This is a genomic window from Dietzia sp. B32 (genome assembly GCF_024732245.1).
GTDB lineage: Bacteria > Actinomycetota > Actinomycetes > Mycobacteriales > Mycobacteriaceae > Dietzia.
The window spans coordinates 3,182,148-3,205,245 of the sequence record NZ_CP093845.1 but is presented as its reverse complement, the minus strand read 5'-3'; the positions used below and the strand labels follow the sequence as shown (position 1 = coordinate 3,205,245).

At 72.0% G+C, this 23,098-nt stretch carries 14 protein-coding genes and 1 tRNA gene; 11 read left to right on the top strand and 4 right to left on the bottom strand.

The genetic code is table 11. The features are described from left to right. Window positions 1–11: 11 nt before the first annotated feature. From L8M95_RS15130 to nudC, 4 genes are all read left to right on the top strand, one after another. Window positions 12–3,311, top strand: coding sequence for a UrvD/REP family ATP-dependent DNA helicase (locus L8M95_RS15130; RefSeq protein ID WP_260486906.1), 3,300 nt, complete (start codon window positions 12–14; stop codon window positions 3,309–3,311). Next, window positions 3,308–6,643, top strand: coding sequence for a DEAD/DEAH box helicase (locus L8M95_RS15125; RefSeq protein ID WP_260486905.1), 3,336 nt, complete (start codon window positions 3,308–3,310; stop codon window positions 6,641–6,643). Before L8M95_RS15130 ends, L8M95_RS15125 begins: the two co-directional genes overlap by 4 nt. Before the next feature lie 62 nt (window positions 6,644–6,705). Next, window positions 6,706–7,785, top strand: a complete 1,080-nt coding sequence (locus L8M95_RS15120) for a TrkA family potassium uptake protein (protein WP_260486904.1) — start codon at window positions 6,706–6,708, stop codon at window positions 7,783–7,785. Window positions 7,786–7,868: 83 nt separating this feature from the next. Then, complete coding sequence (gene nudC / locus L8M95_RS15115; RefSeq protein WP_260486903.1) at window positions 7,869–8,795, top strand: NAD(+) diphosphatase; 927 nt, start codon at window positions 7,869–7,871, stop codon at window positions 8,793–8,795. Between the two features lie 54 nt (window positions 8,796–8,849). Here the strand turns inward: nudC and L8M95_RS15110 are convergent, their stop codons facing one another. Continuing rightward, window positions 8,850–9,128: a mycoredoxin gene (locus L8M95_RS15110; protein WP_260486902.1), complete on the bottom strand. Its 279-nt coding sequence runs from the start codon at window positions 9,126–9,128 to the stop codon at window positions 8,850–8,852. A 215-nt stretch (window positions 9,129–9,343) separates the two neighbouring features. Between L8M95_RS15110 and L8M95_RS15105 the strand changes: the two genes are divergently transcribed. Continuing rightward, window positions 9,344–11,431, top strand: coding sequence for an ATP-dependent DNA helicase UvrD2 (locus tag L8M95_RS15105; RefSeq protein ID WP_260489278.1), 2,088 nt, complete (start codon window positions 9,344–9,346; stop codon window positions 11,429–11,431). Window positions 11,432–11,472: 41 nt separating this feature from the next. Here the strand turns inward: L8M95_RS15105 and L8M95_RS15100 are convergent, their stop codons facing one another. Together L8M95_RS15100 and L8M95_RS17540 are read right to left on the bottom strand one after the other, a co-directional pair. Next, on the bottom strand, window positions 11,473–12,789 hold the full coding sequence (locus L8M95_RS15100; RefSeq protein ID WP_260486901.1) for an AarF/ABC1/UbiB kinase family protein: 1,317 nt from the start codon (window positions 12,787–12,789) through the stop codon (window positions 11,473–11,475). Window positions 12,790–12,797: 8 nt separating this feature from the next. Next, the gene (locus L8M95_RS17540) at window positions 12,798–13,904 is read right to left on the bottom strand and encodes a hypothetical protein (protein ID WP_312027420.1); all 1,107 of its coding nucleotides are present in this window, start codon (window positions 13,902–13,904) and stop codon (window positions 12,798–12,800) included. A 122-nt stretch (window positions 13,905–14,026) separates the two neighbouring features. Here L8M95_RS17540 and L8M95_RS15090 point away from each other — a divergent pair, with 122 nt between their 5' ends. Then, on the top strand, window positions 14,027–14,725 hold the full coding sequence (locus L8M95_RS15090) for a M48 family metallopeptidase (protein WP_260486900.1): 699 nt from the start codon (window positions 14,027–14,029) through the stop codon (window positions 14,723–14,725). Window positions 14,726–14,754: 29 nt separating this feature from the next. On the opposite strand, the gene L8M95_RS15085 is transcribed toward L8M95_RS15090, so the two are convergent. After that, on the bottom strand, window positions 14,755–16,128 hold the full coding sequence (locus L8M95_RS15085) for a zinc-dependent metalloprotease (protein ID WP_260486899.1): 1,374 nt from the start codon (window positions 16,126–16,128) through the stop codon (window positions 14,755–14,757). A gap of 79 nt (window positions 16,129–16,207) precedes the next feature. Between L8M95_RS15085 and L8M95_RS15080 the strand changes: the two genes are divergently transcribed. The 5 genes from L8M95_RS15080 (at window position 16,208) to L8M95_RS15060 (ending at window position 23,077) form a co-directional block, all read left to right on the top strand. Next, window positions 16,208–17,269 (top strand): PDZ domain-containing protein, encoded by a 1,062-nt coding sequence (locus tag L8M95_RS15080; protein WP_260486898.1) that lies wholly within the window; start codon window positions 16,208–16,210, stop codon window positions 17,267–17,269. 66 nt (window positions 17,270–17,335) lie between these two features. Further along, window positions 17,336–20,386, top strand: coding sequence for a UPF0182 family protein (locus L8M95_RS15075; protein ID WP_260486897.1), 3,051 nt, complete (start codon window positions 17,336–17,338; stop codon window positions 20,384–20,386). Window positions 20,387–20,499: 113 nt separating this feature from the next. Next, window positions 20,500–20,576 (top strand) — tRNA-Met (locus tag L8M95_RS15070). A 237-nt stretch (window positions 20,577–20,813) separates the two neighbouring features. After that, window positions 20,814–22,268 carry an aldehyde dehydrogenase gene (locus L8M95_RS15065; RefSeq protein WP_260486896.1) on the top strand — a complete coding sequence of 485 codons (1,455 nt, stop codon included), beginning with the start codon at window positions 20,814–20,816 and terminating at the stop codon, window positions 22,266–22,268. A 2-nt stretch (window positions 22,269–22,270) separates the two neighbouring features. Further along, on the top strand, window positions 22,271–23,077 hold the full coding sequence (locus L8M95_RS15060; protein ID WP_260486895.1) for an enoyl-CoA hydratase/isomerase family protein: 807 nt from the start codon (window positions 22,271–22,273) through the stop codon (window positions 23,075–23,077). The last annotated feature ends 21 nt before the right edge of the window (window positions 23,078–23,098 follow it).

The window sequence follows — 23,098 nt, the reverse complement described above, 5'->3', positions numbered from 1 at the left end:
CTCATCGACCCGTGACAGAGCCCGTCGACACCCCGACCGCCAGCCGCGCCGCCCGCGCCGACCGCGCCGACCGCGCCGCCCGCGCCGCCCGCGCCGACCGCGCGGTCGGCCATCCGGGGACATCCTGGCCGGCAGATCTCGACGATCTCCTCGGCCGTGACTGGTCGGGCGCCCGGACCGGTCGGCAGGATCGGTGGGTGGTCCGCGGGGGCCCGGGTAGCGGGAAGACCTCGCTGATCGTCGACGTGGTGCGTTCGGCGGTGGCCGGTGGGGTGGGCATGGACGGCGTCCTGGTCCTCACGGGTTCGGCGACGGCGGCGGCCGCCCTGCTCGAACAGTCCACCCGCGGCCTGCCTCCGGAGCTCGTGGTGGGCACCGATGCGCCGGTCCGCACCGTCCACTCCCTGGCCCACGCGGTCGTCCGGTTGGCGGCCGCGCGGGCCGATGCACCGCCCCCGCGGTTGCGCACCGGGGCCGAGCACGACGCGGTGGTGCGGGAGACCCTGTCGGGCGAACTGGCGGACGGGGCGCCGCACTGGCCGGAGCAGATGCGTCCGGCCCTGGCCACGGTCGGGTTCGCCCGCGAACTGCGCGACCTGCTCCTGCGCTCGCTGGAGAGGGGCATCGGACCACGCGAACTCGCCCGGTTGGGACGGACCGCGGGTCGGCCCGCGTGGGTCGCCGCCGCCGGGTTCTTCCGCCGCCACGAGGAGCAGATGGCACTACGCTCCGGTGTGCGTTCCGGGCAGTCCGACATCCCGGAGGCGCTCAACGCCGCGGAACTGGTGGGGGCCGCCCTCGACGCACTCACCGCGGATCCCGATCTCCGTGAGATCTTCCGGTCACGCCGGCTCGTCGCGGTGGACGACGCGCACCATCTCGATCCCCTCGCCGCCGAGTTCGTGGCGACGGTCGGTGGCGGCGCGGATGTGCTGCTGGTGGTCGAGGACGGCGACCAGTCGGTGTTCCGGTTCCGCGGGGCGGACGGCGGGCTCGCGCGCGCCGTGGTGGACCAGGGCGGCCGCGCCGTCGACCTCCACGCCGGACACCGCATGTCGCCGGCGATCACGGCGGTCGCGGCGCGTGTCGCGTCGCGGCTCCCCGGGGCCGCGCGCCACCGCCCCCGCGAATCGACCGGCGGTGCCGAGGGCTCGGTGGGGGTGACCGTCGCGGGCTCGGCCGCGGGGGAGGCGGCCGTCATCGCGGATTTCCTCCGTCGCCGCCACGTCCTGGACGGTATCGACTACGGGGAGATGGCCGTGGTGACCCGCTCCCTGCCGCGGGTGGCGGATGCGCTCCTGGCGGCCCTCGACGCCGCGGACGTCCCCGTCGTCGACGCGGGTGCGGAGATCCCGCCGGCCCACGATCCCGTGGCGTCCGGGCTGCTTCTCCTGGTGCGGTCCGCGGTGGAGGGCGAGGCCGGGACCGACGCCGAGCGGACCCTGGCCATGCTCTCGGGCCCGATCGGTCGCGCCGACGCGGTCGCGATGCGTCGCCTCCGGCGCGGCCTGCGGCGCTCCGGGATAGGCGGCACCGAACCGAGCGCGGACACACTGCGTCGGCTGGTCCTCGCGGCGGAGGACCAGATCCCGCCGGGCCTCACCGCCGTGGAGCTCGCGCCGGTGACGAGGATCCGACGGGCCCGGGCGGCCGTCCTGGCGGAGCTCGAGGCGGGCGGGACCGCGGAGGAGACCCTCTGGGCGGCGTGGTCGGCGTCCCGGCTGGAGCGGCGGCTCGTCCGTCAGGCAGTGGCCGCCGACCCGTGGTCCCGGTCCGCGGACCGCTCACTCGACGCGGTCGTGTCGCTGTTCGACCACGCGGCCGACTTCGTCGACCGGGTGCCCGGCGGATCCGTGGCGCTCTTCTGCGACATCGTCTCCGGCGAGGACCTGCCCGCGCCCGGTCGCGCGGACACCAGGGCCCGCGGCGGGGCGGTCAGCGTGCTGTCCGCGCACGCCGCGGTGGGCAGACAGTGGCGGGCCGTGGCCGTGTGTGGCGTGCAGGACGGGGTGTGGCCCGCACCCCGCCGGCGGTCCGGGCTGCTCGGGGTCGACGAACTGGTGGATCTGACCGAGATCGCCGGCGACGGTCCCGTGCCGTCCGAGGCCGAGCGGGCCGTGTCCTCCGCCGCCGCCCGCTCGGCCGAGGAACGTCGCCTGTTCTACGTCGCCTGTTCCCGCGCGAGCGATCATCTCCTGGTGACCGCGGTCGAGTCACCGGAGCAGGGGGATGTGGCCCCGTCCCGGTTCATCGACGAGATCTCCGACCTGGCCACCGTGGCCCCCACCACAGCCCCGACCGGGCAGGTGACGGGCCCACCCCCGCACGCGCCCACCGTGTTCACCCTGCCGCACCTGGCCGTCGATCTGCGGGCGGCTCTGCACGACCCGGCGACCGACCCGGAAGACGCCCGTCACGCGGCCGGGCTCCTCGCCGGCCTCCGCGACGCCGGGGTGGGGGTCGCCGATCCGCGGACCTGGTTCGGCGCCGCCGAGCCGTCCACGGCCGAGCCGGTGGTCACCGCGACGCCCGGCGTGCCCCTCGCGGTCCTCTCGCCGTCCGGTTTCGGCGCCCTGGAGGAGTGCCCCCTCCGGTGGTTTCTCCAGAAGATGCGTGGCGACTCGTCGGACGCCGGATCGGCGGCGCCGCTCATCCGGGGCTCGGCGGTCCACGCGCTCACACAGGCGGTGGAGGGAGGGATCTCCGAGGACGCGGTACGCGCGGCCGTCCTGCGCCGAGCCGAGGCGCTCACGATGGCCCGCGGGTGGTTCGCCGAGCGGGGAGCGGAATCGATGGTCGAGATGGCAGAGACGTTCCGACTGTGGCGCTCCTCGACCCGCGGCGAGTACACCACCGCCGGGGTCGAGGAGCCGTTCGAGTTCGAGGTCGAGGGCCCCGTGCGCGTCCGGGGTCGGATCGACCGGCTCGAGGCGACCACGGCGGGGCAGGTGATCCCGGTCGACGTGAAGACCGGCGGTGCCGTGGCGAGCCAGGCCGATGCAGCCGTCCACCCGCAGCTCGCCCTCTACCAACTCGCCCTGGCCAACGGGGCGGTCGACTCCGCCGCGGGGCGGGACCCGGGCGGAGGCCTCCTGCTCTATCTGGCGGCTCGGGAGGGTCGCATGCCGGCCGAACGGACCCAGGACCCGCTCGGGGCCGAGGCGGCCGAGGCGCTCACCCGGCGGGTGACGGAGGCGGGCCGCGCGACCGTCGGGCCGTCCTACTCGGCGAGAGCGGGCCGCTGGTGCGACCACTGCGACGTCAGATCCAGCTGCCCCGCGCAGCCCGAGGGAGAACAGGTGATCGGATGACCGCGACGATCGAGCCCGATGCCATCGCCGACGCGCTCGGAATCCACCGGCCGACCCGCGAGCAGGCCGAGGTGATCGCGGGTCCGGCGGAACCGACGTTGGTCCTGGCGGGAGCGGGTGCCGGAAAGACCGAGACGATGGCCGCCCGCGTGGTGTGGCTGGTGGCCAACGGGTACGCACGACCGGGGGAGATCCTCGGCCTGACCTTCACCCGTAAGGCCGCGCAGCAGTTGTCCCGCCGGATCCGCCGGCGACTCGACGCGCTCGCACGCAGTCCTCTGTGCACGGGCCCGGGAGCCGCCCCCGGGGTCGCCGAGGCCATCCGCACCGAGGACCCACAGATCTCGACCTACCACGCGTTCGCCGGGACACTGCTCGGGACGTACGGACTGCTCGTCCCCGTCGAACCGGACTCGCGGCTGCTCACCCCCACCGCCGCCTTCCAGCTCGCGCACGACGTGGTGTCGAGGTGGGAGAGCCCCCTGATGACCGGATCGAACCCCGGCAAGGTGACACGGGATGTCCTGGCGTTGGCGGGCCAACTGTCCGACCACCTCGTCACCACAGACGATCTGCGCACACACCCGGACCTGGTGACCACCCTCATCGCAACCCTGCCCCCCGGCCCGCGGCAACACCAGACCCCCACGAAGTGGCTCCGGGAGACGGCCGACGTGCAGGGGCATCGCGACGAACTCGCGGACCTGGTGGACGCGGTAGCGGAACGCATGCGCGCCGAGTCGGCTCTCGACCACGGTTCGCAGATGGCCCTGTCGGCCGCGGTCGCCCGCGACCACCCCCAGGTCGGACAGGCCGAGCGCCGGGCGTTCCGGGTGGTCCTGCTGGACGAGTACCAGGACACCGGGCACTCGCAGCGCGTCCTGCTCGCGTCCCTGTTCGGAGGCGGGGCGGGGCCGGTGCCGGCGGTCACCGCAGTCGGGGACCCCATGCAGTCCATCTACGGTTGGCGCGGGGCCTCGGCCTCGAACCTCGACCGGTTCCGTGAGGACTTCCCCCTGGCCGGCGGTCAGCGCTCGCACCTGCGCGAACTCACCACCTCGTGGCGGAACCCCCCGGAGGTACTCACACTGGCCAACAGGATCACCGGGCCGCTGCGGGGCCGACCGGGGTCGATCCCCGTCCCCGAGTTGCGAGCCCGGCCCGGTGCCGAGCCCGCCGACCTCAAGGTCGCGGTCCTCGACACCGCGGCGGACGAACGCGAATGGCTGGCGGACGCGATTGCCGAGCGATACCGTGCGGCCGCCCGGGACGGGCACACACCGACCGCCGCGGTCCTGGTCAGGCGCAACGGGGACTCGGCGGCGATCGCCGACGCACTCGAAGCGCGCGGACTGGCCGTCGAGGTCGTGGGCGTGGGGGGACTGCTCGACGTCCCCGAGGTCGCAGATGTGGTCTCACTGCTCACGGTGATCGCACGCCCGGGGGCCGGAGCCGCGCTGTTGCGCCTGCTCACCGGCTCACGCTTCGCACTGGGAGCCGCCGACCTCGCCGCGCTCGCCCGGCGTGCCTCGCACCTGTCGCTCCGTCGGGCGGCGACCCCGGGCGGGGCGGTGACCGGCCTCGACCAGTTGGAGGACATCCTCGACGCGATCGCCAGGGGAGAGGAGACCGACTCGGCCGGGCTGGCCGACGCCCTCGCCGACCCGGGTCCGGCGCGCGACTACAGCCCGGCCGGCGCGGCGCGCATCAGCGAACTGGCGGGGATCATCTCGGGTCTGCGCGCCCGATCCTCCGCACCCCCCGCCCGCCTGGTCGCTGCCGCCGAGCAGGCACTGGGACTCGACGCGGAGGTGCGTCTCCGCCAACGCGCCGGGGCCGGGGAGGCTCGCGAACAACTCGACGCGCTGCAGGAGGTGGCGGCGGGATTCCGACCCGACCGGGGAACCGGGCTGGACGCGTTCCTGGCCTACCTCGACCTCGCTCGCACTGTCGACAGCGGACTCCCCCGCGGAGAGGTCGCCGCCACCCCGGGGCGGGTGCAGATCCTCACCGTCCACTCCGCCAAGGGGCTCGAGTGGGAGATCGTGGCCGTTCCGCACCTGGTACACGGGGTGTTCCCCTCCGACCAGGCGCCCGAGACGTCGGTACGCACGGCGACCCAGTTGCCCGAGCAGTTGCGGGGGGACCGCGAGTCAGAGGACAACCCGGGCGGCGTCCCGGTGCCCCGGCTCGACGACGTGACCGACCGGAAACTCCTCCAGAACGCCCTGGAGAGCCACATCAAGCGGGTCAAGCGACGCTCCCTGGACGAGGACCGCAGGTTGTTCTACGTGGCGGTGACACGAGCGGAGCGGACACTGCTGCTCTCCGGGTCGCACTGGATCGGAGCGACCGCGAAACCCAAGGGGCCCTCCGAGTTCCTCGAGGAGGTCGTCGAGGCGTGCGGGGGAGAAGACCCGCCGGGTGAGGTCGACCACCTCGTCGTCACACCGACTCCCACCAATCCCGCCACGGCGACCATCGTGGAGGCGACGTGGCCACGCCCGGCCGCGCCGGACCGCGTCACCGTGGCCCGTGCGGTCGACGCGGCCGTGCCGGTGGACCCCGAGAACGAGGACCCCCCGGAAGCGGGCGCCGCACGTCGCTGGCACCTGGCCGCGGCGCCGTTGCTCGCCGACGCGCGGCGGGCGGCCGAAGAGCGGGACGAGGTGGTGTTGCCCCGCCGGCTCACCGCGGGCCAGATCGTCGCCCTGGCGTCGGATCCCCGGGAGTTCGCGGACCGTCTGCGCAGACCGGTCCCCTTCCGCCCCGACCGCTTCGCGCGGCGCGGCACCCGGTTCCACCTCTGGCTGGAGCACCGCTTCGGTGCCACCCACCTGTTGGACATCGACGACCTGCCCGGCGCCGGCGACCAGGGTGCCGTCGACGGGCTGTCCGAGGCGGACCTGACCGCACTGCAGGAGGCGTTCGAGTCGTCCCCGTGGGCACGGATGACCCCCGAAGCGGTCGAGGTGCCCTTCGAGGTGGGACTCGGCGACCACCTGCTGCGCGGCAGGATGGACGCCGTGTTCGGGGCCGCCGGGGACGGCGACGGGTGGATCATCGTGGACTGGAAGACCGGACGAGTGCCCGCCGAACGCGACATGCCCGCCGTGGCCCTTCAGTTGGCGGTCTACCGCTACGCCTGGGCCAATATCGCCACCGCCCGCCTGGGACGACCCGTGGAGCTCGAGAGCGTGCGCGCCGCGTTCCACTATGTGCGATCCGGGCGCACGATCGAACCAGCCGATCTGCCGGACGCCGATGAGCTGCTCCGTATCCTCTCGGAGGGCCCCGGGCGGGGCCGGTTGTTGTCCCGGGGCGTGCGATAGGCGACTATTCATGTCGAAGACGGCAGGGTCCCCCGAGGGACACGTCGCGGAAACGGAGTTCCATGGTCAACAAGCGCGCACTGGCGTCGCGATTCCGTGGTCACGATCCGCTGGACGAGAGCCCCGACCACGCCCTCGTGGGCGTGGTGAGCATCCCGGAACACAGTGAGACGCCCTGGCGGCTGATCGGGAAACGCGTCGCGATGGCGCTCACGGCACTGTGTCTCGGGGTCCTCGTGGTGTGGCTCGACCGCGGTGGTTACACGGGCGGCGGCGGCCCGGGCGGTGAGATGACGCTCGTCGACTGCTTCTACTACGCCACCGTCTCCCTCTCCACCACCGGGTACGGCGACATCACCCCGATCACCCAGCAGGCGCGGTTGATCAACACCATCGTCGTCACGCCGCTGCGCCTCGTGTTCCTCATCCTGCTCGTCGGCACCACACTGGCCGTGCTGACAGAGCAGTCCCGTCAGGCCTTCAAGATCCAGCGATGGAGGAGTCACGTGCGCAATCACACCGTCGTCGTCGGGTACGGCACCAAGGGCAGGTCCGCCATCGCGGCGATGCTCGCCGACGACACAGCCCCGGACGACATCGTCGTCGTCGACACCGACCCCCAGGCGCTCAAGGCCGCGGCCGCCCACGGACTGGTCACCGTCCACGGCTCGGCCACCCGATCCGATGTACTCAAACTGGCGGGACTCACGCGGGCCTCCGCGGTCGTGGTCGCCACCAACTCGGACGACACGGCCGTGCTGGTCACCCTCACCGCGCGGGAACTCGCGCCCAACGCCAAGATCGTCGCGACGGTCCGCGAGAGCGACAACAAACACCTGCTCAAGCAGTCCGGCGCGGACTCCGTGGTCGTCTCCGCCGAGACCACGGGACGGCTCCTCGGCCTGGCCACCATCACCCCGACCGTCGTGGGGATGATGGAGGACCTGCTGACCCCCGACGAGGGCTTCTCCATCGCGGAACGGCGGGTCGAGGAGTCCGAGGTGGGCGGCTCGCCCCGACACCTCGCCGAACTCGTGCTCGGGGTGGTGCGCAAGGGGCAGCTCATCAAGGTCAACGAGTCCGAGGCGGACGCACTCGAGAGCGGCGACCGGTTGCTCTACATCCGGATGGTCTCCGGCTGAGGCACGGGCAGCGCGAGGATGCCGAGGGGACCGGGCTACGCTCGGTGGCGCCCGTCACGCCCCCGCGAAAAGGACCCCACACGATGCCGCTGGACTTCACCCTCGACTCCGACCCGGTGCTCGCGGTGGCGGCACCCGACAGGGCTGCGCCCCTACGGCAGGACACCGACGAACTGACCAGGGGATGGGCGACGGCCCGCGTCATGAAGGTGGACCGACGCAACAGGTTCGCCGTCGAGCCGGCGCCCGGTGACCGGCAGCGGATCCGCCTGGAGCCGGCCGTACATCTCGCCGACGCGCTCCCCGAGGAGGCCGTCTTCCTCGGGCGGACCGAGGACGCGCGGCACATCTGGGCGGTCCCGGTCGAGGAGCTCCCCGCCGACCCCGCGGTGACCTCGCTCCGATCCTGCGGGGCGGACCTGGTCGAGGGTGACGGGTCTCTGGCCGCCCAGGCCATGGCCCTGCTCGGATGGCATCGCGACAACGTGCGTGGGCGCGAACGCACCCACCACCCGCGCAGGGTGGACGCGGGATGGGCGATCGAGGACCCGTTCCACGGCGGCCTCGAGTACCCACGCACTGACCCGGCCGTGATCTGCCTCGTCCATGACGGGGGGCGCCGCGTCCTGCTGGCCCGCCAGCCGATCTGGCCCGCGGGCATGTACTCCCACGTCGCCGGGTTCGTGGAGGCGGGCGAATCCCTCGAGGGCTGCGTCCGCCGCGAAGTCGCCGAGGAGGTGGGCGTGGTCGTCGACCGCGTGCGCTACCTGGGCAGTCAACCCTGGCCGTTCCCCCGGTCCCTCATGGTCGGCTTCCACGCCATCGCGGACCCGGATGCGCCCATCGTGCTCGAGGACGAGGAGATCAGCGAGGCCGCCTGGTTCGACGTCGACCGGGTGCGTGACGCGCTGGCCGGCCGTGGCGACCTCATGGTGGCGCCGGCGGTCTCCATCGCGCACGTGATGCTGCGCTCCTGGGTCGCGGCGGTCGACGGGGACGGCGACGCCTGAGACCAGGGTCTCCGGCGTCGCCGTCGGGCCCGGGTGGGCGGGACGGTCCGCGTGTCAGGCCCCGGCGAGCTCCGCCAGCTTGGCGCGCACCTGCGACGCCGGGGGATTGGTGGCGGTGGTCCCGTCGGAGTACAGCGCCGTCGGGACGACCCGGTTGCCGCCGTTCACGCTCTCGACGAAGGCAGCGGCCTCGACATCGGCCTCCACATCGATCTCGGTGTAGCCGATCTCCTTCTCGTCGAGCAGCTTCTTGAGCCGCGTGCAGAAGGGACACCACGTGGTGGTGTACAGGGTCAGGGCGCCGGCATCGTCGTTCGTCGTCTCATCGCTCATGACGGGGTGTAACGCGCGCGACCGTGGGAATCATCCCGGGGGGAGGCCTCCGGCGCGATGTCGGAGCCGGATGCCACGATGGGGGCGTGAGTGACATGCGGCGCGGCGCGGGGTCAGGCCCGACAACAGGCCCGACAACAGGCGCGACAACAGGCGCGACAGCGGGCCCGGGTTCCGGTCGGGCTGTCGGACGGGGGGGCGGTGCGACGTCCGCACTGGAGGGCCTCGACCCGCAGCAGCGGCACGCCGTGCTGGCGCCACGTGGACCCGTCTGCATCCTCGCCGGCGCCGGGACGGGGAAGACCCGCACGATCACCCGTCGGATCGCCCACCTGGTGACCACCGGGCACGTCCGCGGCGACCAGGTGCTGGCGGTGACGTTCACCGCCCGCGCCGCCGGGGAGCTGCGGATGCGGTTGGCGGGGTTGGGAGTCGCGGACGCCGGGACCGGACCCGTCCAGGCGCGGACCTTCCACTCGGCCGCCCTTCGCAACCTGTCGTACTTCTGGCCCCGGGTGTACGGGGAGGAGCCCTGGCAACTCCTGGACGGGCAGTTCCGCGCGGTCGCCCAGGCCGTGCGACGGGCCGGTCTGGACCCCGCCACCGAGACCATCCGCGACGTCCTGACCGAGATCGGCTGGGCCAAGTCCAGCCTCCTCACCCCGGACACCTATGCGGAGCAGGCGGTCGCGCTGGGCCGCGATCTGCCGGTCCCGGCCCCCGAGGTCGCGCGCGCGTTCCGCGCGTACGAGGACCTCAAGGTGTCCGGACCGGTCCGGATGCTCGACTTCGACGACCTCCTGAGCCACATGGCCGAGCTCGTGGAGGACGTTCCCGCGATCGCGGAGGAGTTCCGGGATCGGTATCGCTGCTTCGTCGTCGACGAGTTCCAGGACGTCACCCCGGCCCAGCAACGGTTGCTCACCGCGTGGCTGGGCAACCGGGACGACCTCACGGTGGTCGGTGACGTCAACCAGACCATCTACTCGTTCGCCGGTGCCGAACCGGATTTCCTGCTCGGTTTCGCCGACCGCTACCCGGGGGCGGCCGTCGTACGCCTGGAGTCCGACTACCGCTCGACCCCACAGGTCGTGGACCTGGCCAACGCGGTGATCGGGGCCGGAAGTGGACGCTTCCGCAGCGCCGGGCTGACCCTGCGCGGCATGCGGCCGCCGGGTCCGGATCCGGTTCTCGCCGAGTATCCCGACGAGGACGCCGAGGCCGAGGCGGTGGCGGGAGCTGTCGCCGATCTCGTCCACGGGGGGATGGACCCCGCGGAGATCGCGGTGCTGTACCGCATCAACGCCCAGTCCGAGCGGGTCGAGGCGGCCCTGGACGAAGCGGGGATCGGATACCGGCTCAAGGGTGGCGAGGGCTTCTTCGAGCGGCCGGTCGTGCGCCGGGCGATGTCGGCGATCGACCGACTGATCGACGGCTCGGACGAGGCCCGGTCGCAGGCGTACGCGCAGCTGACCGACCCCACGGAGATCGTCGCTGTCATCAGGCAGGCCCTGGAGCCCCTGGGCCTCACGGCCGCCGAGCCGTCCGGTGCACAGGCCCGGGAGACCTGGAACTCACTGAACTCGCTGGTGGGTCTCGCGGAGGAGATCGCCACCGTCGAGGCCCGCGAGGGGTTGCTCCCGGTGGTCGCGGGACTTCGTGAGCGGGCGGCGGCGCGCCACGCCCCGGACGAGCGGGGGGTGACACTGGCGTCGTTCCACGCCGCCAAGGGGCTGGAGTGGGACGCCGTGTTCCTCATCGGTGTGCACGAGGGGAGTCTGCCGATCAGCCATGCGATCAACGCGGGGCCGGACGCCATCGAGGAGGAACGGCGCCTCCTCTACGTCGGCGTCACCCGTGCCCGCGAGCACCTGACGGTGTCCTGGAGTCGAAGTCGCCGCGCCGGGGGACGGGCCACCCGTCGGCCCAGCCGCTTCCTCGACCCCGTCCGTCCGGCGCAGACCCCCGTCGGACCCCGGGGGTCCGGCGACACCTCGGACAAGGGACGGTGCCGCGGGTGCGGGGAGAAACTGACCGGACCCATGCACCGTGCTCTGGGCCTGTGCCCGGAATGCTCCGTGGAGGTCGATACCGGGTTGTTCGAGCGACTGCGCGACTGGCGCAAGGAGACCTCGGAGCGGATCGGTAAGCCCGCCTACACGGTGTTCACCAATGACACGCTCGCCCAGATCGCGCGCGAGCGGCCCACCGACACCCGGGCACTGGGCCGGATCGGCGGGATCGGGGCGCACAAGCTGAGTGAGTACGGTGACGACGTGCTGAAGTTGATCCGCGCCACCTGACCCCGCTCCGCTCGGTAGGGGGGTCGGCCACCCGGGCCGGATCAGTCCTCGTCGGCGAAGATCTCCGGCATCCAGCGCTGAACGATATCGCGATACGGGGCGGATGCCTCGAGCTGGCAGAGCATGCCCACAGAAGCCGACAGCACCCGGTGGATCAGGACGTACTCGCGGGGCAGGGTGAACGAGCGGGAGGTGCGGAACTCCCGTCCCGACACGTCGCCGTAGACGGACATGATGCGCTGCATCCACGCGCGGCTGAAGTGGAAGACGGGCTCACGCATCGGCTCGATGAACGGGTTGAGGAACGCCATCGCGTCGGCGGGGTCGAGGCCGTTCCGGCCGACGTAACCGGCAGCGGTCATCAGTTCGACGAGCTTCTCCGGCTCGTCCGCCAGTGCGAGCCGCATCATCGAACTCAGCACCTCGGGCACACCCTCGGGCAGGGGGATCGACGCCCCGAAGTCCAGAATCACCAGGCGGCCGTCGTCGGCCAGCAGGAAATTCCCGGGATGGGGGTCGCCGTGCATCAGTCGGGCGCGGACGGGGGAGCTGAACTGGAACTCGGTGAGGAGCTCACCGGCCCGGTTGCGCTCCTCGGTGGTGCCGTCCCGGGAGATCCGGCTGAGGGCCCGCCCGTCTGCCCATTCGGTGACCAGGACCTTCGGCGATGAGGCGAGGACGGAGGGCACCCGGAACAGGCGGTCGTCGCGGTATGCGGCGGCGAACACCCGCTGGGTGTCGGCCTCCGTGCGGTAGTCGAGTTCGCTCACCGTGCTGTCGTACAGCTCGTCGATGATCCCCTTGATGTCCGTGCCCGGGTTCAGCGGGCGCAGCAGGGGAGCCAGTCGCCGCAGCTGGCGCAGGTCCGAGCGGAGGGCCTCGTCGGCACCGGGGTACTGGATCTTGACCGCGACCTCGCGACCGTCGGACCAGGTCGCGCGGTGGACCTGGCCGATGGAGGCGGCGGCGGTGGCCTGGCCGTCGAATTCGGCGAACCGTTCCCGCCAGCGCAGACCGAGCTGGGTGTCGAGGACCTTCTCCACCTCGGCGGCGGGCAGGGGCGGTGCCTCGGCCTGGAGTTTGGTCAGGGCCTCGCGGAACGGCTCGGCGTACTTGTCGGGCATCCCGGCCTCGAACACGCTGAGGGCCTGACCCACCTTCATGGCGCCGCCCTTGAGTTCGCCGAGGACGGCGAAGACCTGCTCGGCGGCCTGATCGGCCAGCTCTTCGCTCAGGTCCCCGTCCCCCCGCCCCAGAGCGCGACGACCGAGCGACCCGGCGGCGCGACCGGCGATGCCCAGTGGGAGTCCCGCGAGGCGCGCGGCGCGGCGGGACGAGGTACGGGGTAGGTCGGACACGCCTCCAATCATGACAGAGGACGGGCATGCGGCGCGGCGCCACAGTCGCAGCCCTCGTCGGCCTGCCACTCGAGCCGGCGCCAGAGGCCCTCGGCCGGGTTGATCTCCACGGTGGCGCCGACGGTCTGGAGCTCGGCCCAGGGCTCGCGGGTGGCGGCGACCTCCGCCAGCACGAGCGCGGCAGCGGCGGTGAGGGCGGGCACCGCGGCCTCGGGGCTGTGCCCGATGAGCTGGGCCGCGACGAACGGCCACCTCGGGTCCCGTCGGGCGCGGTACAGGTCGGTGCAGCGCAGGCACGGGCTGGCCCCCGGCACCACGGTCGGGCCGACCACCACCCGGCCGTCGCGGCTGTACACGTGCATGTGCGCCTGACCGGATCGGGTGAGAGCGGAGGTGACCACCGGGTCGACCGAGACCGTCCCGGTGAGGATGACCAGGTCAGGAACCATGCCGCGCCGGTACCAGGGCGGTTTGTCGGCATCCAGGGTCAGCCCCGGGCTGGGGCCGGTCGTCACCCGACAGCCGTTGACCGCCAGCGGGCCCCGGAGCACCTCCGATATCTGGCCGACACCCAGGAGGTGCACCCGCCGCACCGGTGCGGGGCGCAGCAGGGGGTCCTCCGCCGCCGTGCCCGGGCCCGCGTTGCGACCCGCACCCGGGGGGTCGAGTCGCAGGTGACCGAGGTCGGCCAGATTGACGAGGATCCGGGCGACGGCGGCCAGCCCGGACGTGCCGATCCCTACGCGAGTGGCCACCTCGTCGAGGTGGGCACCGCCCTCGAGGCCGGCGAGCAGTGCCGCGAGGCGACGAGCGCCGACGGTGGCGGGGGCGTCGATCACCACCGCACGGTCCGGTGCCAGACCCACCTGCACGCAGTGGCGGTCCCGGGCGACCACGACGGTCCCGGGACGCAGCGTGGCCCGGACCCGGGCCGACGTCGCCTCGGCCGACGCCGCACCGACCGACGTCGCCTCGGCCGGTGCGGCGACAACGGGGGAGGCGGTGTCTCGGGGGTCGCTGTCGCGGGAGACGGTGCGACGGGAGACGGGCGCAGCTGTTCGGGTACCGGCAGCGGCGCGAGCCGGATCGTCAGCGGGAGCGGTCACGGTGGTCACGGGGCACATCGTGGCACGGGCCGGTCGTGTCCGGCCCCACGCGGTCGCGGTTATCCACAGGCGCTCGCGCCCGGGATGCCTGTGGATAACCCCGGTGGTCGTGGTGGTCTACCGTTGTCCGCGTGTCACCCGCCCCGCGCTCCGCCGACAGGACCCCCGGCCCGACGTCGGCGGGTCCGGGTGCGGTGTCGGCGCTGCCCACCGACCCTGATGACCCGAGGATCGAGATCCGCCGCTCCGCGCGTCGGAAGAGGACGGTGTCAGCGCGGGTGGAGGGCGAGACCGTCGTGGTGCTCATGCCGGCGGGGCTTCGCCGGGCCGAGGAGCGGCGGTTGATCACCGACATGCTCGCCCGGTTGGCCCGGTCCGGCCGCCGCAGAGGCCCCAGGGCCTCCGACGGGGACCTGATGCGGCGTGCCACGGACCTGTCGGCGAGGTGGCTGGAGGGCCGCGCGCGGCCGGCGTCGGTGCGGTGGGTACCGCCGATGACCACCCGCTGGGCGTCCTGTTCTCCGGACTCCGGGGAGATCCGGATCAGCGAGACCCTGCGGGACGTGCCGGCCTATGTGCTCGACTACGTCGTGGTGCACGAGCTGGTCCACCTCATCGTCCCCGGCGGGCATCCGCCCGGGTTCTGGGAGGTCGTCCGTCGGTATCCGCGCACCGAGCGGGCGATGGGATACCTGGAAGCGTATTCGCGGGTCCTTCGTGGCGGGTCCGGACCGGACGTCGCCGACGACGGGGGAGGGCCGACCGGTGGCGACGAGGGCGTGGGTGACCTCGTCGAGGGCGACGACGACGACGAGTCCGGCCCAATCTAGGCGGGCCCGCCCGTCACCGGGTCCGCCGATCAGGCCCGGTCGCCCGGCCCCTCGGGGCCGGAACCGTCGGTCCCACCGCCGGACTCGCGGAGGAACCGCTCGATCTCGTCGACGCCACTGGAGTCCCCGGTCGTCTCGTCGAGGAGACGGTCGATGACGGCGGCGGGGTTCTCGAGGTCCTCGCCGACCGGCAGCAGGTCGGGGTGGCTCCACAGGCCGTCGCGGCGTTCGGTGCCCACGGCCTCGCCGACCCGGCGCCACAGTTCGGAGGCCTCGCGTGCCTTCCGCGGACGCAGTTCGAGCCCCACGAGGGAGGCGAAGGCCTGCTCGGCGGCGCCACCGGTCGCCCGGCGCCGCAGCCACATCTCCCGCAGCTTGTCGGCGCTGGGCAGCCGGTCGGCGACCGCGGCGGCGACGACGGCGTCGACCCAGCCCTCGACCAGCGCCAGCAGCGTCTCGAGTCGGCCGAGGGCGGCCTCGTTGACGTTGGTCACCTTGGGACCGATGGCCCCGGCACCGCCGGAGAGCAACTCCTGGAGCTTGGCCGGGTCCTGCAGGATCGACGGGTCCAGGCCGGAGGCGAGGTCGTCGAGCCCGGATGTGTCCACGCGGATGCCCCGCGCGTACTCCTCGACGGTGGCCAGGAACCGGGCGCGCAGCCAGGGCGCGCCGGAGAACAGTCGCAGGTGCGCGGCCTCGCGAGCGGCGAGGAAGACGACGACCTCCTGGCGGGGCAGTTCCAACTCGTCGGCGAACGCGTCGATCGCAGCCGGGCTGAGTGCGGCCACCCCGTCGTCGCCGAACGGGATCCCGACCTCGGAGGAGAACAGGACCGCCGGCGCGAGCTTGCCCAGCCCCTGTCCGAGCTGCATGCCGAAGCCCATGCCGCCCATCTGGTCGAGCATGCCGAGCAGCGGGCCGGCGAGCTGACGGGCCTCCTCGGGCATGGCGCCCTTCGTGGCCGAGTTCATCTGCTCGGCGACGGGGGTGCAGATCTTCTCCCAGGTGGGCAGGGAGTGCTCGACCCATTGTTGCGGCGTCCACACCTCGGTGCGGTGCACTCCGGAGGGGAACAGGGTGGTCTCGTCGAGCCACAGCTCGGCCAGTCGGACCGATTCCTGCGCGGCGGTGCGCGAGGAGTCGGTGATCACGGGCGTGCGGCCGAGCGACTGGAGGGCGACCGTCCGCGCCAGTTGGTAGTTCACGGGGCCCGAACTACCGGGCCCGGACATGGCCGAACCCATGGAGCCGAGCATCTGCCCGAACTGGGAGAGCATCTGGCCGAAGTTGCCGAACTGCGAGGGATCGAAGCCGCCGGGACCGCCGGGACCGCCCTGGCCGCGGTCGCGGTCGTCGTCGCGCCCGTCGTCGTCGGAAGCGGAGAAACCGAAGGGCTGGTTCATGCCACAACGGTACAGCGTGCAGGGGTGCGGGGTCCGGCCGCGACGCGGCCGGCGGCGGGTGCGGTCTACCCTTGCCCCCGTGAGTCGTCGCCTGTTCACCGTTCTCGCCGCGCTGGTCCCGGCGGTGCTGCTGCTCGTCCTGGCGACGTCGGCCACCGTCCCCCTGGTGTCGATGGGGCCGGGCCCCACCTACGACACGTTCGGGACGGCTGAAGTGGAGACGGAGGACGGTGACACGGAACGGGTCCCCGTGGTCGACGTGGTGGGCCGTGAGGCGGACGACACCGTCGGATCCCTGTTCATGACGACGGTCGCGGTGCGTGACCGACTGACCCTGCTCGACGCGATGCGGTTCTGGGTTGATCCGGCGCAGGTGGTGGTACCGCGGGACCAGGTGTTCCCGCCGGACCGGTCACGGGACGAGGTGCGCGAGTCCAACGCCGCCGAGATGGTCGGCTCGGAGAACTCCGCCGAGGCTGCCGCGTACCGCTTCCTCGGGATCCCCATGCAACCTCGCGTCGAGGGGGTGGAGCCGGACGGGGCCGCCGACGGACGGTTGCGGCCCGGTGACGTGTTGACCTCCGTCGACGGGGAGCCCGTCGACGACGCGACGTCCGTCGTGGAGCGGGTCGGCGCGCGCCGCGCGGGCGACGAGGTCCGCATCGGGTACACCCGTGACGGGCGTGAGGGGACGACGACGGCGACGCTGCGGTCCGCGGGACCGGACGGCGATCCCGAGCAGGGCCGACTGGGCATCCTGGTCGGAGACACGCCGGCGGACGGTACCGACGTCGACATCACGGTGGACCCGGCGGTCGGCGGTCCGTCGGCCGGCCTGGTGCTGGCCATCGCGATCGTCGACAAGCTGTCGCCCGGTGAGGCCACCGGGGGGTCGCGGATCGCGGGGTCCGGCACGATCCGGCCCGACGGCACGGTGGGGCCGATCGGCGGGATCCGGCACAAGATCCGAGCGGCTCACGAGGCCGGGGTGAGCGAGTTCCTGGTCCCGTCCGCCAACTGTGCGGAGGCTGTGCAGAGCCCGCCGGAGGGCATCCGGCTGATCGAGGTGGAGACGTTGGGGGGCGCACTGGAGGCGCTGGAGACGGCCGCTTCCGGGGGGCAGCCACCGACCTGCGGCTGAGGCGCGGGTTTTCCGTAAGGTGGGACCCACGAGCATGTCCGCCCCAGCAGTGCAGGAGCATTCCAGGTGTCCGTCCGCCCACCCGGCAATTCCCCCGGTCGGCCGATCGCGATCTCCCGTCGCGGTCGCGCCGTCGCAGTCGCCGTCGTCGTCCTCATCCTCCTCATCCAGGTCCTTCCCAGGCTGAACACCGCCTACACGGACTGGCTGTGGTTCGGCAGTGTCGACGCCACCAGCGTGTTCCGGACCGAGCTGCTGACGCGGCTCGGTCTGTTCGTGGTGGTGGCGCTGCTGGTCGGCCTCGCGGTGGGCGTCGGCATCCTGCTGGCCTTCCGGTACCGCCCGGTGTTCCTTGCGCAGCCGGGGGTGCCGGACGCACTGTCCCGCTATCGGGCGGCCATGGGGGACTCGCCCGGCAAGACCGTCATCTGGATCCCGGTGGTCCTGGCCATCCTGGCCGGGTCGATCGCCCAGACCGGGTGGCAGACGGTGCTGGCGTTCTTCAACTCGACGCCGTTCGGTGAGACCGATCCCCAGTTCGGCCTCGACATCTCGTTCTACGCCTTCGAGCTCCCGATGTGGCGCGCGCTAGTCACCTGGCTGATGGTGGCCGTCGTCCTGGCCTTCCTGGCGAACCTGTTCACCCACTACCTCTTCGGTGGGCTGCGACCCGGCGCGCGCGAGGGCGCGCTCACCCGCGCCGCGCGGATCCAGCTGGTGTCCCTGGCCGGGTTGTTCGTGCTGGCCAAGGCGGCGGCCTACTGGCTCGACCGCTACGAGCTGCTGTTCAGCGAGAACAGCACGTTCACGGGCGCCAGCTACACCGACGTCAACGCCCTGATGCCGGCCAAGATCTTCATGTTCGCGGTGGCGCTGGTGTGCGCTGTCGCGTTCTTCTCCGCGATCGTCATCCGGGACCTGCGGATCCCGGCACTGGCGACCGTCCTGCTGCTCTTCTCGGCGCTCGTGGTGGGGTCGGCGTGGCCGCTGGCCGTCGAACAGTTCTCGGTGAAGCCCAACCGTGCCGAGAAGGAACGGGAGTACATCGCCCGCAACATCGCGGCGACTCGCGCCGCGTACGACATCGGCGAGGAGCGGGTCACCTACATCGACAACTGGGGGGCCGTTGATCCGAACCCCCGGGAGGCGGCCACGGACCTGACGACACTGTCCAACGTCCGCGTGCTCGACCCGAACGTCCTGGCGCCGACGTTCACCCAGCTGCACCAGCTGCGCAACTTCTACGGTTTCCCCGAGACGCTGGGGATCGACCGGTACACGATCGACGGCGAGATGCGGGACTTCCTCGTGGCCGCTCGTGAACTCAACCCCGAGTCCCTCCAGGCCAACCAGCGGGACTGGATCAACCGGCACACGGTGTACACACACGGCAACGGGTTCGTCGCGGCACCGGCCAACCGGGTCAACGAGATCGCCGACGACGCGGGCTCGGACCGCGGCGGGCTGCCCAACTTCCAGGTCTCGGACCTGGAGGCCATCTCCAGCGGTCAGGAGATGATGATCCCGGTGACCCAGCCGCGGACCTACTTCGGTCCGCTCATCGCCCAGTCGGACCCCGATTACGCGATCGTGGGGGACAACGGCGACGGCCCCCGCGAATACGACACCGACACCGAGCAGTACACCTACACGGGCGAGGGCGGCGTGCCGGTCGGTGGTTGGGTCAACCGGGTCGCGTACGCGCTCAAGTTCGCCGAGCGCAACATCCTGCTGTCCAGCATCATCGGCGACGACTCCAAGATCGTCTACGATCGCGATCCGCGGGACCGCGTGCAGAAGGTGGCTCCGTGGCTGACTACGGACACCAACACGTACCCGGCGGTGATCGACGGCCGTATCAAGTGGATCGTCGACGGGTACACGACGCTCAAGACCTACCCGTACGCGGAGCTCAGCTCGCTGGAGGCCATGACCTCGGACTCGCTCAACGACGCGAGCGGGCGGGTCCTGCCGGACGAGGAGGTCTCGTATATCCGGAACTCGGTCAAGGCGACCGTCGACGCGTACGACGGCACCGTGGACCTGTACGCGTTCGACGAGTCGGACCCGGTGCTGCAGACGTGGATGAAGGCGCTGCCGGGCATCGTGCAGCCCCGCGACGCGATCTCCGAGGAGCTGGAGGAGCACCTGCGCTACCCGGAGGACCTGTTCAAGGTGCAGCGCGAGCTGTTGGCGAAATACCAGGTCGACGACCCGGGTCAGTTCTTCACCAATGACGCGTTCTGGTCGGTGCCGTCCGATCCCACGGTGACCTCGTCGATCCAGAACCCGCAGACCCCGCCCGTCGGCGGTCCCGCGGGCGGGCCGGCCGGGGGCCCTGCGGGTGCCCAGACCGTCGACCGTGACGGGCCGGCCCAGCCGCCGTACTACGTGGTGGCCTCCGACCCGACGAACCCGGATGCCGACAAGCCGTCGTTCCAGCTCATCTCGGCCTTCCGCGGCTATGAGCGCGAGTTCCTGGCCGCACACATGACGGCCAGCTCGGACCCCGAGACCTACGGGCAGATCACGGTGCGTGTCCAGCGGCCCACCGAGCCGCTCTCCCAGGGCCCCAACCAGGCTCAGGACATCATGATCGCCTCCCCGGCGATCGCCGAGGACCGGCGCCTGTGGGGCGAGACCGCCGAGATCACCGAAGGCAACCTTCTGGCGCTGCCGTTGGCGGACGACTCCGTCCTCTACGTCGAGCCGATCTACACGCAGCGCAAGGACCAGGACTCGGCGTTTCCGAGGTTGCTGCGTGTGATGGTCTCGTACGACCGTGCCGTGGGCTACGCGCCCACGCTGTACGAGGCGTTGCGGCAGGTGGGTATCGAGGCGGACCCGGACGTGGTGCGAATCGACGAGAGCGGGGAGGCCGAGGCGGAGGCCGAGGAGAGCACCTCCCGGCCCGCACAGGGCACCGCGGCGCGGCCGTCGGCGCCGGCCACCGGTGGAGGCGCCGGCGACTCCGAGCGGGCGGCCGCCGTGCGCGAACTCAACTCGGCCCTGAACGCGGTCCGCTCCGCCCAGAGTGGGGGAGACCTCTCGGATCTGGGTCGGGCTCTAGAGGACCTGCAGGCCGCCGTCGACGCCTATCAAGGGCTGGGAAATTGATGTGACCTGCGACGATGTGGCCAGGGGTGTGAGTTAGGCCATCTTCCGGTCGTTTCGCGTCCGCCGATTTGCATTGCCCGGCGAGTGGCACGTAGTGTCATAGACGCAAACGACGCGGGGTGGAGCAGCTCGGTAGCTCGCTGGGCTCATAACCCAGAGGTCGCAGGTTCAAATCCTGTCCCCGCTACCACGCACCAGGCCCGGTTCCCCTCAGGGGAGCCGGGCCTGAGGTCATTTCGGGGTGGAGTGTGTCCACGGGTCCGCCCCGGGCTGCGATTCGACACCCTCGAGCGGGTCCGGAGTCCGCGTCCCGTCGTCTCGGTTACGGCGTTTTCCGGGTGGGGAGACGTGGGGCGACCTAGAGTGGACAACTGTCTAGGCAGCCGTCCGCGCGCCTTCGTCCACCATCTCCCGAGGAGATCGCTCCATGACCACCTCTCTCGACCGCGACGCCCTGCTGATCGGTACCCAGTGGCGTTCGCCCGCCACCGATGACGTTATCGAGGTGATCAGCCCGCACACCGAGGAGGTCGTCGCCCGGGTTCCCGAGGGCTCGGTGGCGGACATGGACGCGGCGGTGGCCGCCGCGCGCGAGGCCTTCGACCACGGGCCGTGGCCCCGCATGAGCCCTGACGAGCGGATCGACGTCGTCGCCCGGCTGTCCGCGCTGTACGCGGCGCGGCTCGACGACATGGCGACGATCATCTCCACGGAGATGGGTTCTCCGATCTCGTTCAGCAAGCTCGCGCAGGCGCCCGCGCCGTGGATGCAGATCGAGGCCTTCCTCACCATCGCGCGAGAGTTCCCGTGGGAGGAGACCCGACCCGGCGTCCTCGGCGGGGACGTGCTCGTACGCCATGAGCCCGTCGGCGTCGTCGCGGCGATCCCGCCGTGGAACGTCCCGCAGTTCACGGTGCTGTCCAAGCTGATCCCCGCGCTGCTGACGGGGTGCACGATCGTGATCAAGCCCGCGCCGGAGACGCCGCTGGACACCTACCTGCTGGGCGAACTGCTCATCGAGGCGGGCGTGCCCGAGGGCGTCGTCAGCATCGTCGCCGGCGGCCGCGAGGTGGGGGAGCACCTGGTGCGCCACCCCGCGATCAACAAGGTGGCGTTCACCGGATCGACCGCGGCGGGACGGAAGATCGGCGCGATCTGCGGCGAGCAGCTCAAGCGCTGCTCCCTGGAGCTCGGCGGCAAGTCCGCGGCCATCGTGCTCGACGACGCGGACCTCACGACAGTGGTCGAGGGACTGAAGTTCGTGGGCGTGATGAACTCCGGCCAGGCATGTGTCGCACAGACCCGCGTCCTGGTCAGCCGTGACCGCCACGACGAGGTCGCACAGGCATTGGCCGACGGCATCGGATCCATGGTGGTGGGGGACCCGCTCGACCCGGCCACGGAGATCGGGCCGATGGTCGCCCGCCGCCAGCAGGAGCGGGTGAACTCCTACATCGAGATCGGGCAGCAGGAGGGTGCGACGTTGCTGGCCGGGGGATCCGACCGCCCCGACGGGCTGGACACGGGCTGGTATGTGCGGCCCACCGTTTTCGCCGGGGTGGACAATTCGATGCGCATCGCGCAGGAGGAGATCTTCGGACCCGTCATCTCCGTGATCGCCTACGACGGCGTCGACGATGCGGTGCGCATCGCCAACGACTCCGAGTACGGACTGGCGGGCACCGTGTGGACGGCCGACCGTGAAGCGGGGCTGGGCGTGGCACGGCGGGTCCGGACCGGCACCTATGGAGTGAACACCTACACGATGGATTTCGCCGCGCCGTTCGGCGGCTTCAAGGCCTCCGGGGTGGGCCGTGAATTCGGTCCCGAGGGGCTGGCCCAGTACACCGAACTCAAGTCCGTCTACCTGGAGCAGAGCTGATCGTGGCGGGAGCCCAGAAGACTCCGGGACTGTCCGTCGCCGACGCCGACCGTGTCCGGACCCTGACGCTGGCACGCCCCGATGCCCTCAACGCCTTTAACGAGGCGCTGTACGACGCGGTCACCGAGGCACTGCACGACGCGGCGGCCGACCCGACGGTCGCGGTGGTGCTGCTCACCGGCGAGGGGCGGGCGTTCAGCGCCGGCACCGATCTGCTGGAGATGGGCGAGCGGATCACCAACCCCGACTTCGTCCCCGGTGAACACGGGTTCCTGGGTCTCGTGGACGCGCTCGCCGGGTTCGACAAACCCCTGGTCCTCGCGATCAACGGCCTCGGGCTGGGGATCGGTATGACGATCATCGGGTTCGCGGACCTGGTGTTCATGGCCGATGACGCCCGCCTCAAGTGCCCGTTCACCAGCCTGGGTGTGGCGCCCGAAGCGGCCTCCAGTTACCTGCTGCCCAGGCTCGTGGGTCGGCAGAACGCAGCGTGGGCCCTGCTGTCCTCGGAGTGGATCACCGCCCGCGAGGCGCACGAGATGGGCCTCGTCTGGCGGCTGTGCGCTCCCGCCGACCTGCAGCAGGTGGCGGGCGACCACGCGGCACGGTTGGCGCGGCTCCCGATCTCGAGTCTGCGGGCGGTCAAGCAGACGATGACCGAGCCCCTGGCGCGTCAGATAGCGCAGGCCCGCGAGCGGGAGAACCGGGCCTTCGCCGAGCTCATGGGCGGGCCGGCCAACTCGGAGGCTCTGGCCGCGTTCGCCCAGGGGCGGAAGCCGGACTTCACGTCGCTGCCCGACGGGTCCTGACGGCGACCGCACCGGGGCGGA

Bases quoted from the DNA above. Each gene is read 5' to 3' on its own strand.
- L8M95_RS15125 (WP_260486905.1), top strand. From the start codon at position 3,308: ATGACCGCGACGATCGAGCCCGATGCCATCGCCGACGCGCTCGGAATC.
- L8M95_RS15120 (WP_260486904.1), top strand. From the start codon at position 6,706: ATGGTCAACAAGCGCGCACTGGCGTCGCGATTCCGTGGTCACGATCCG.
- nudC (WP_260486903.1), top strand. From the start codon at position 7,869: ATGCCGCTGGACTTCACCCTCGACTCCGACCCGGTGCTCGCGGTGGCG.
- L8M95_RS15110 (WP_260486902.1), bottom strand. From the start codon at position 9,128: ATGAGCGATGAGACGACGAACGACGATGCCGGCGCCCTGACCCTGTAC.
- L8M95_RS15085 (WP_260486899.1), bottom strand. From the start codon at position 16,128: ATGAACCAGCCCTTCGGTTTCTCCGCTTCCGACGACGACGGGCGCGAC.
- L8M95_RS15065 (WP_260486896.1), top strand. From the start codon at position 20,814: ATGACCACCTCTCTCGACCGCGACGCCCTGCTGATCGGTACCCAGTGG.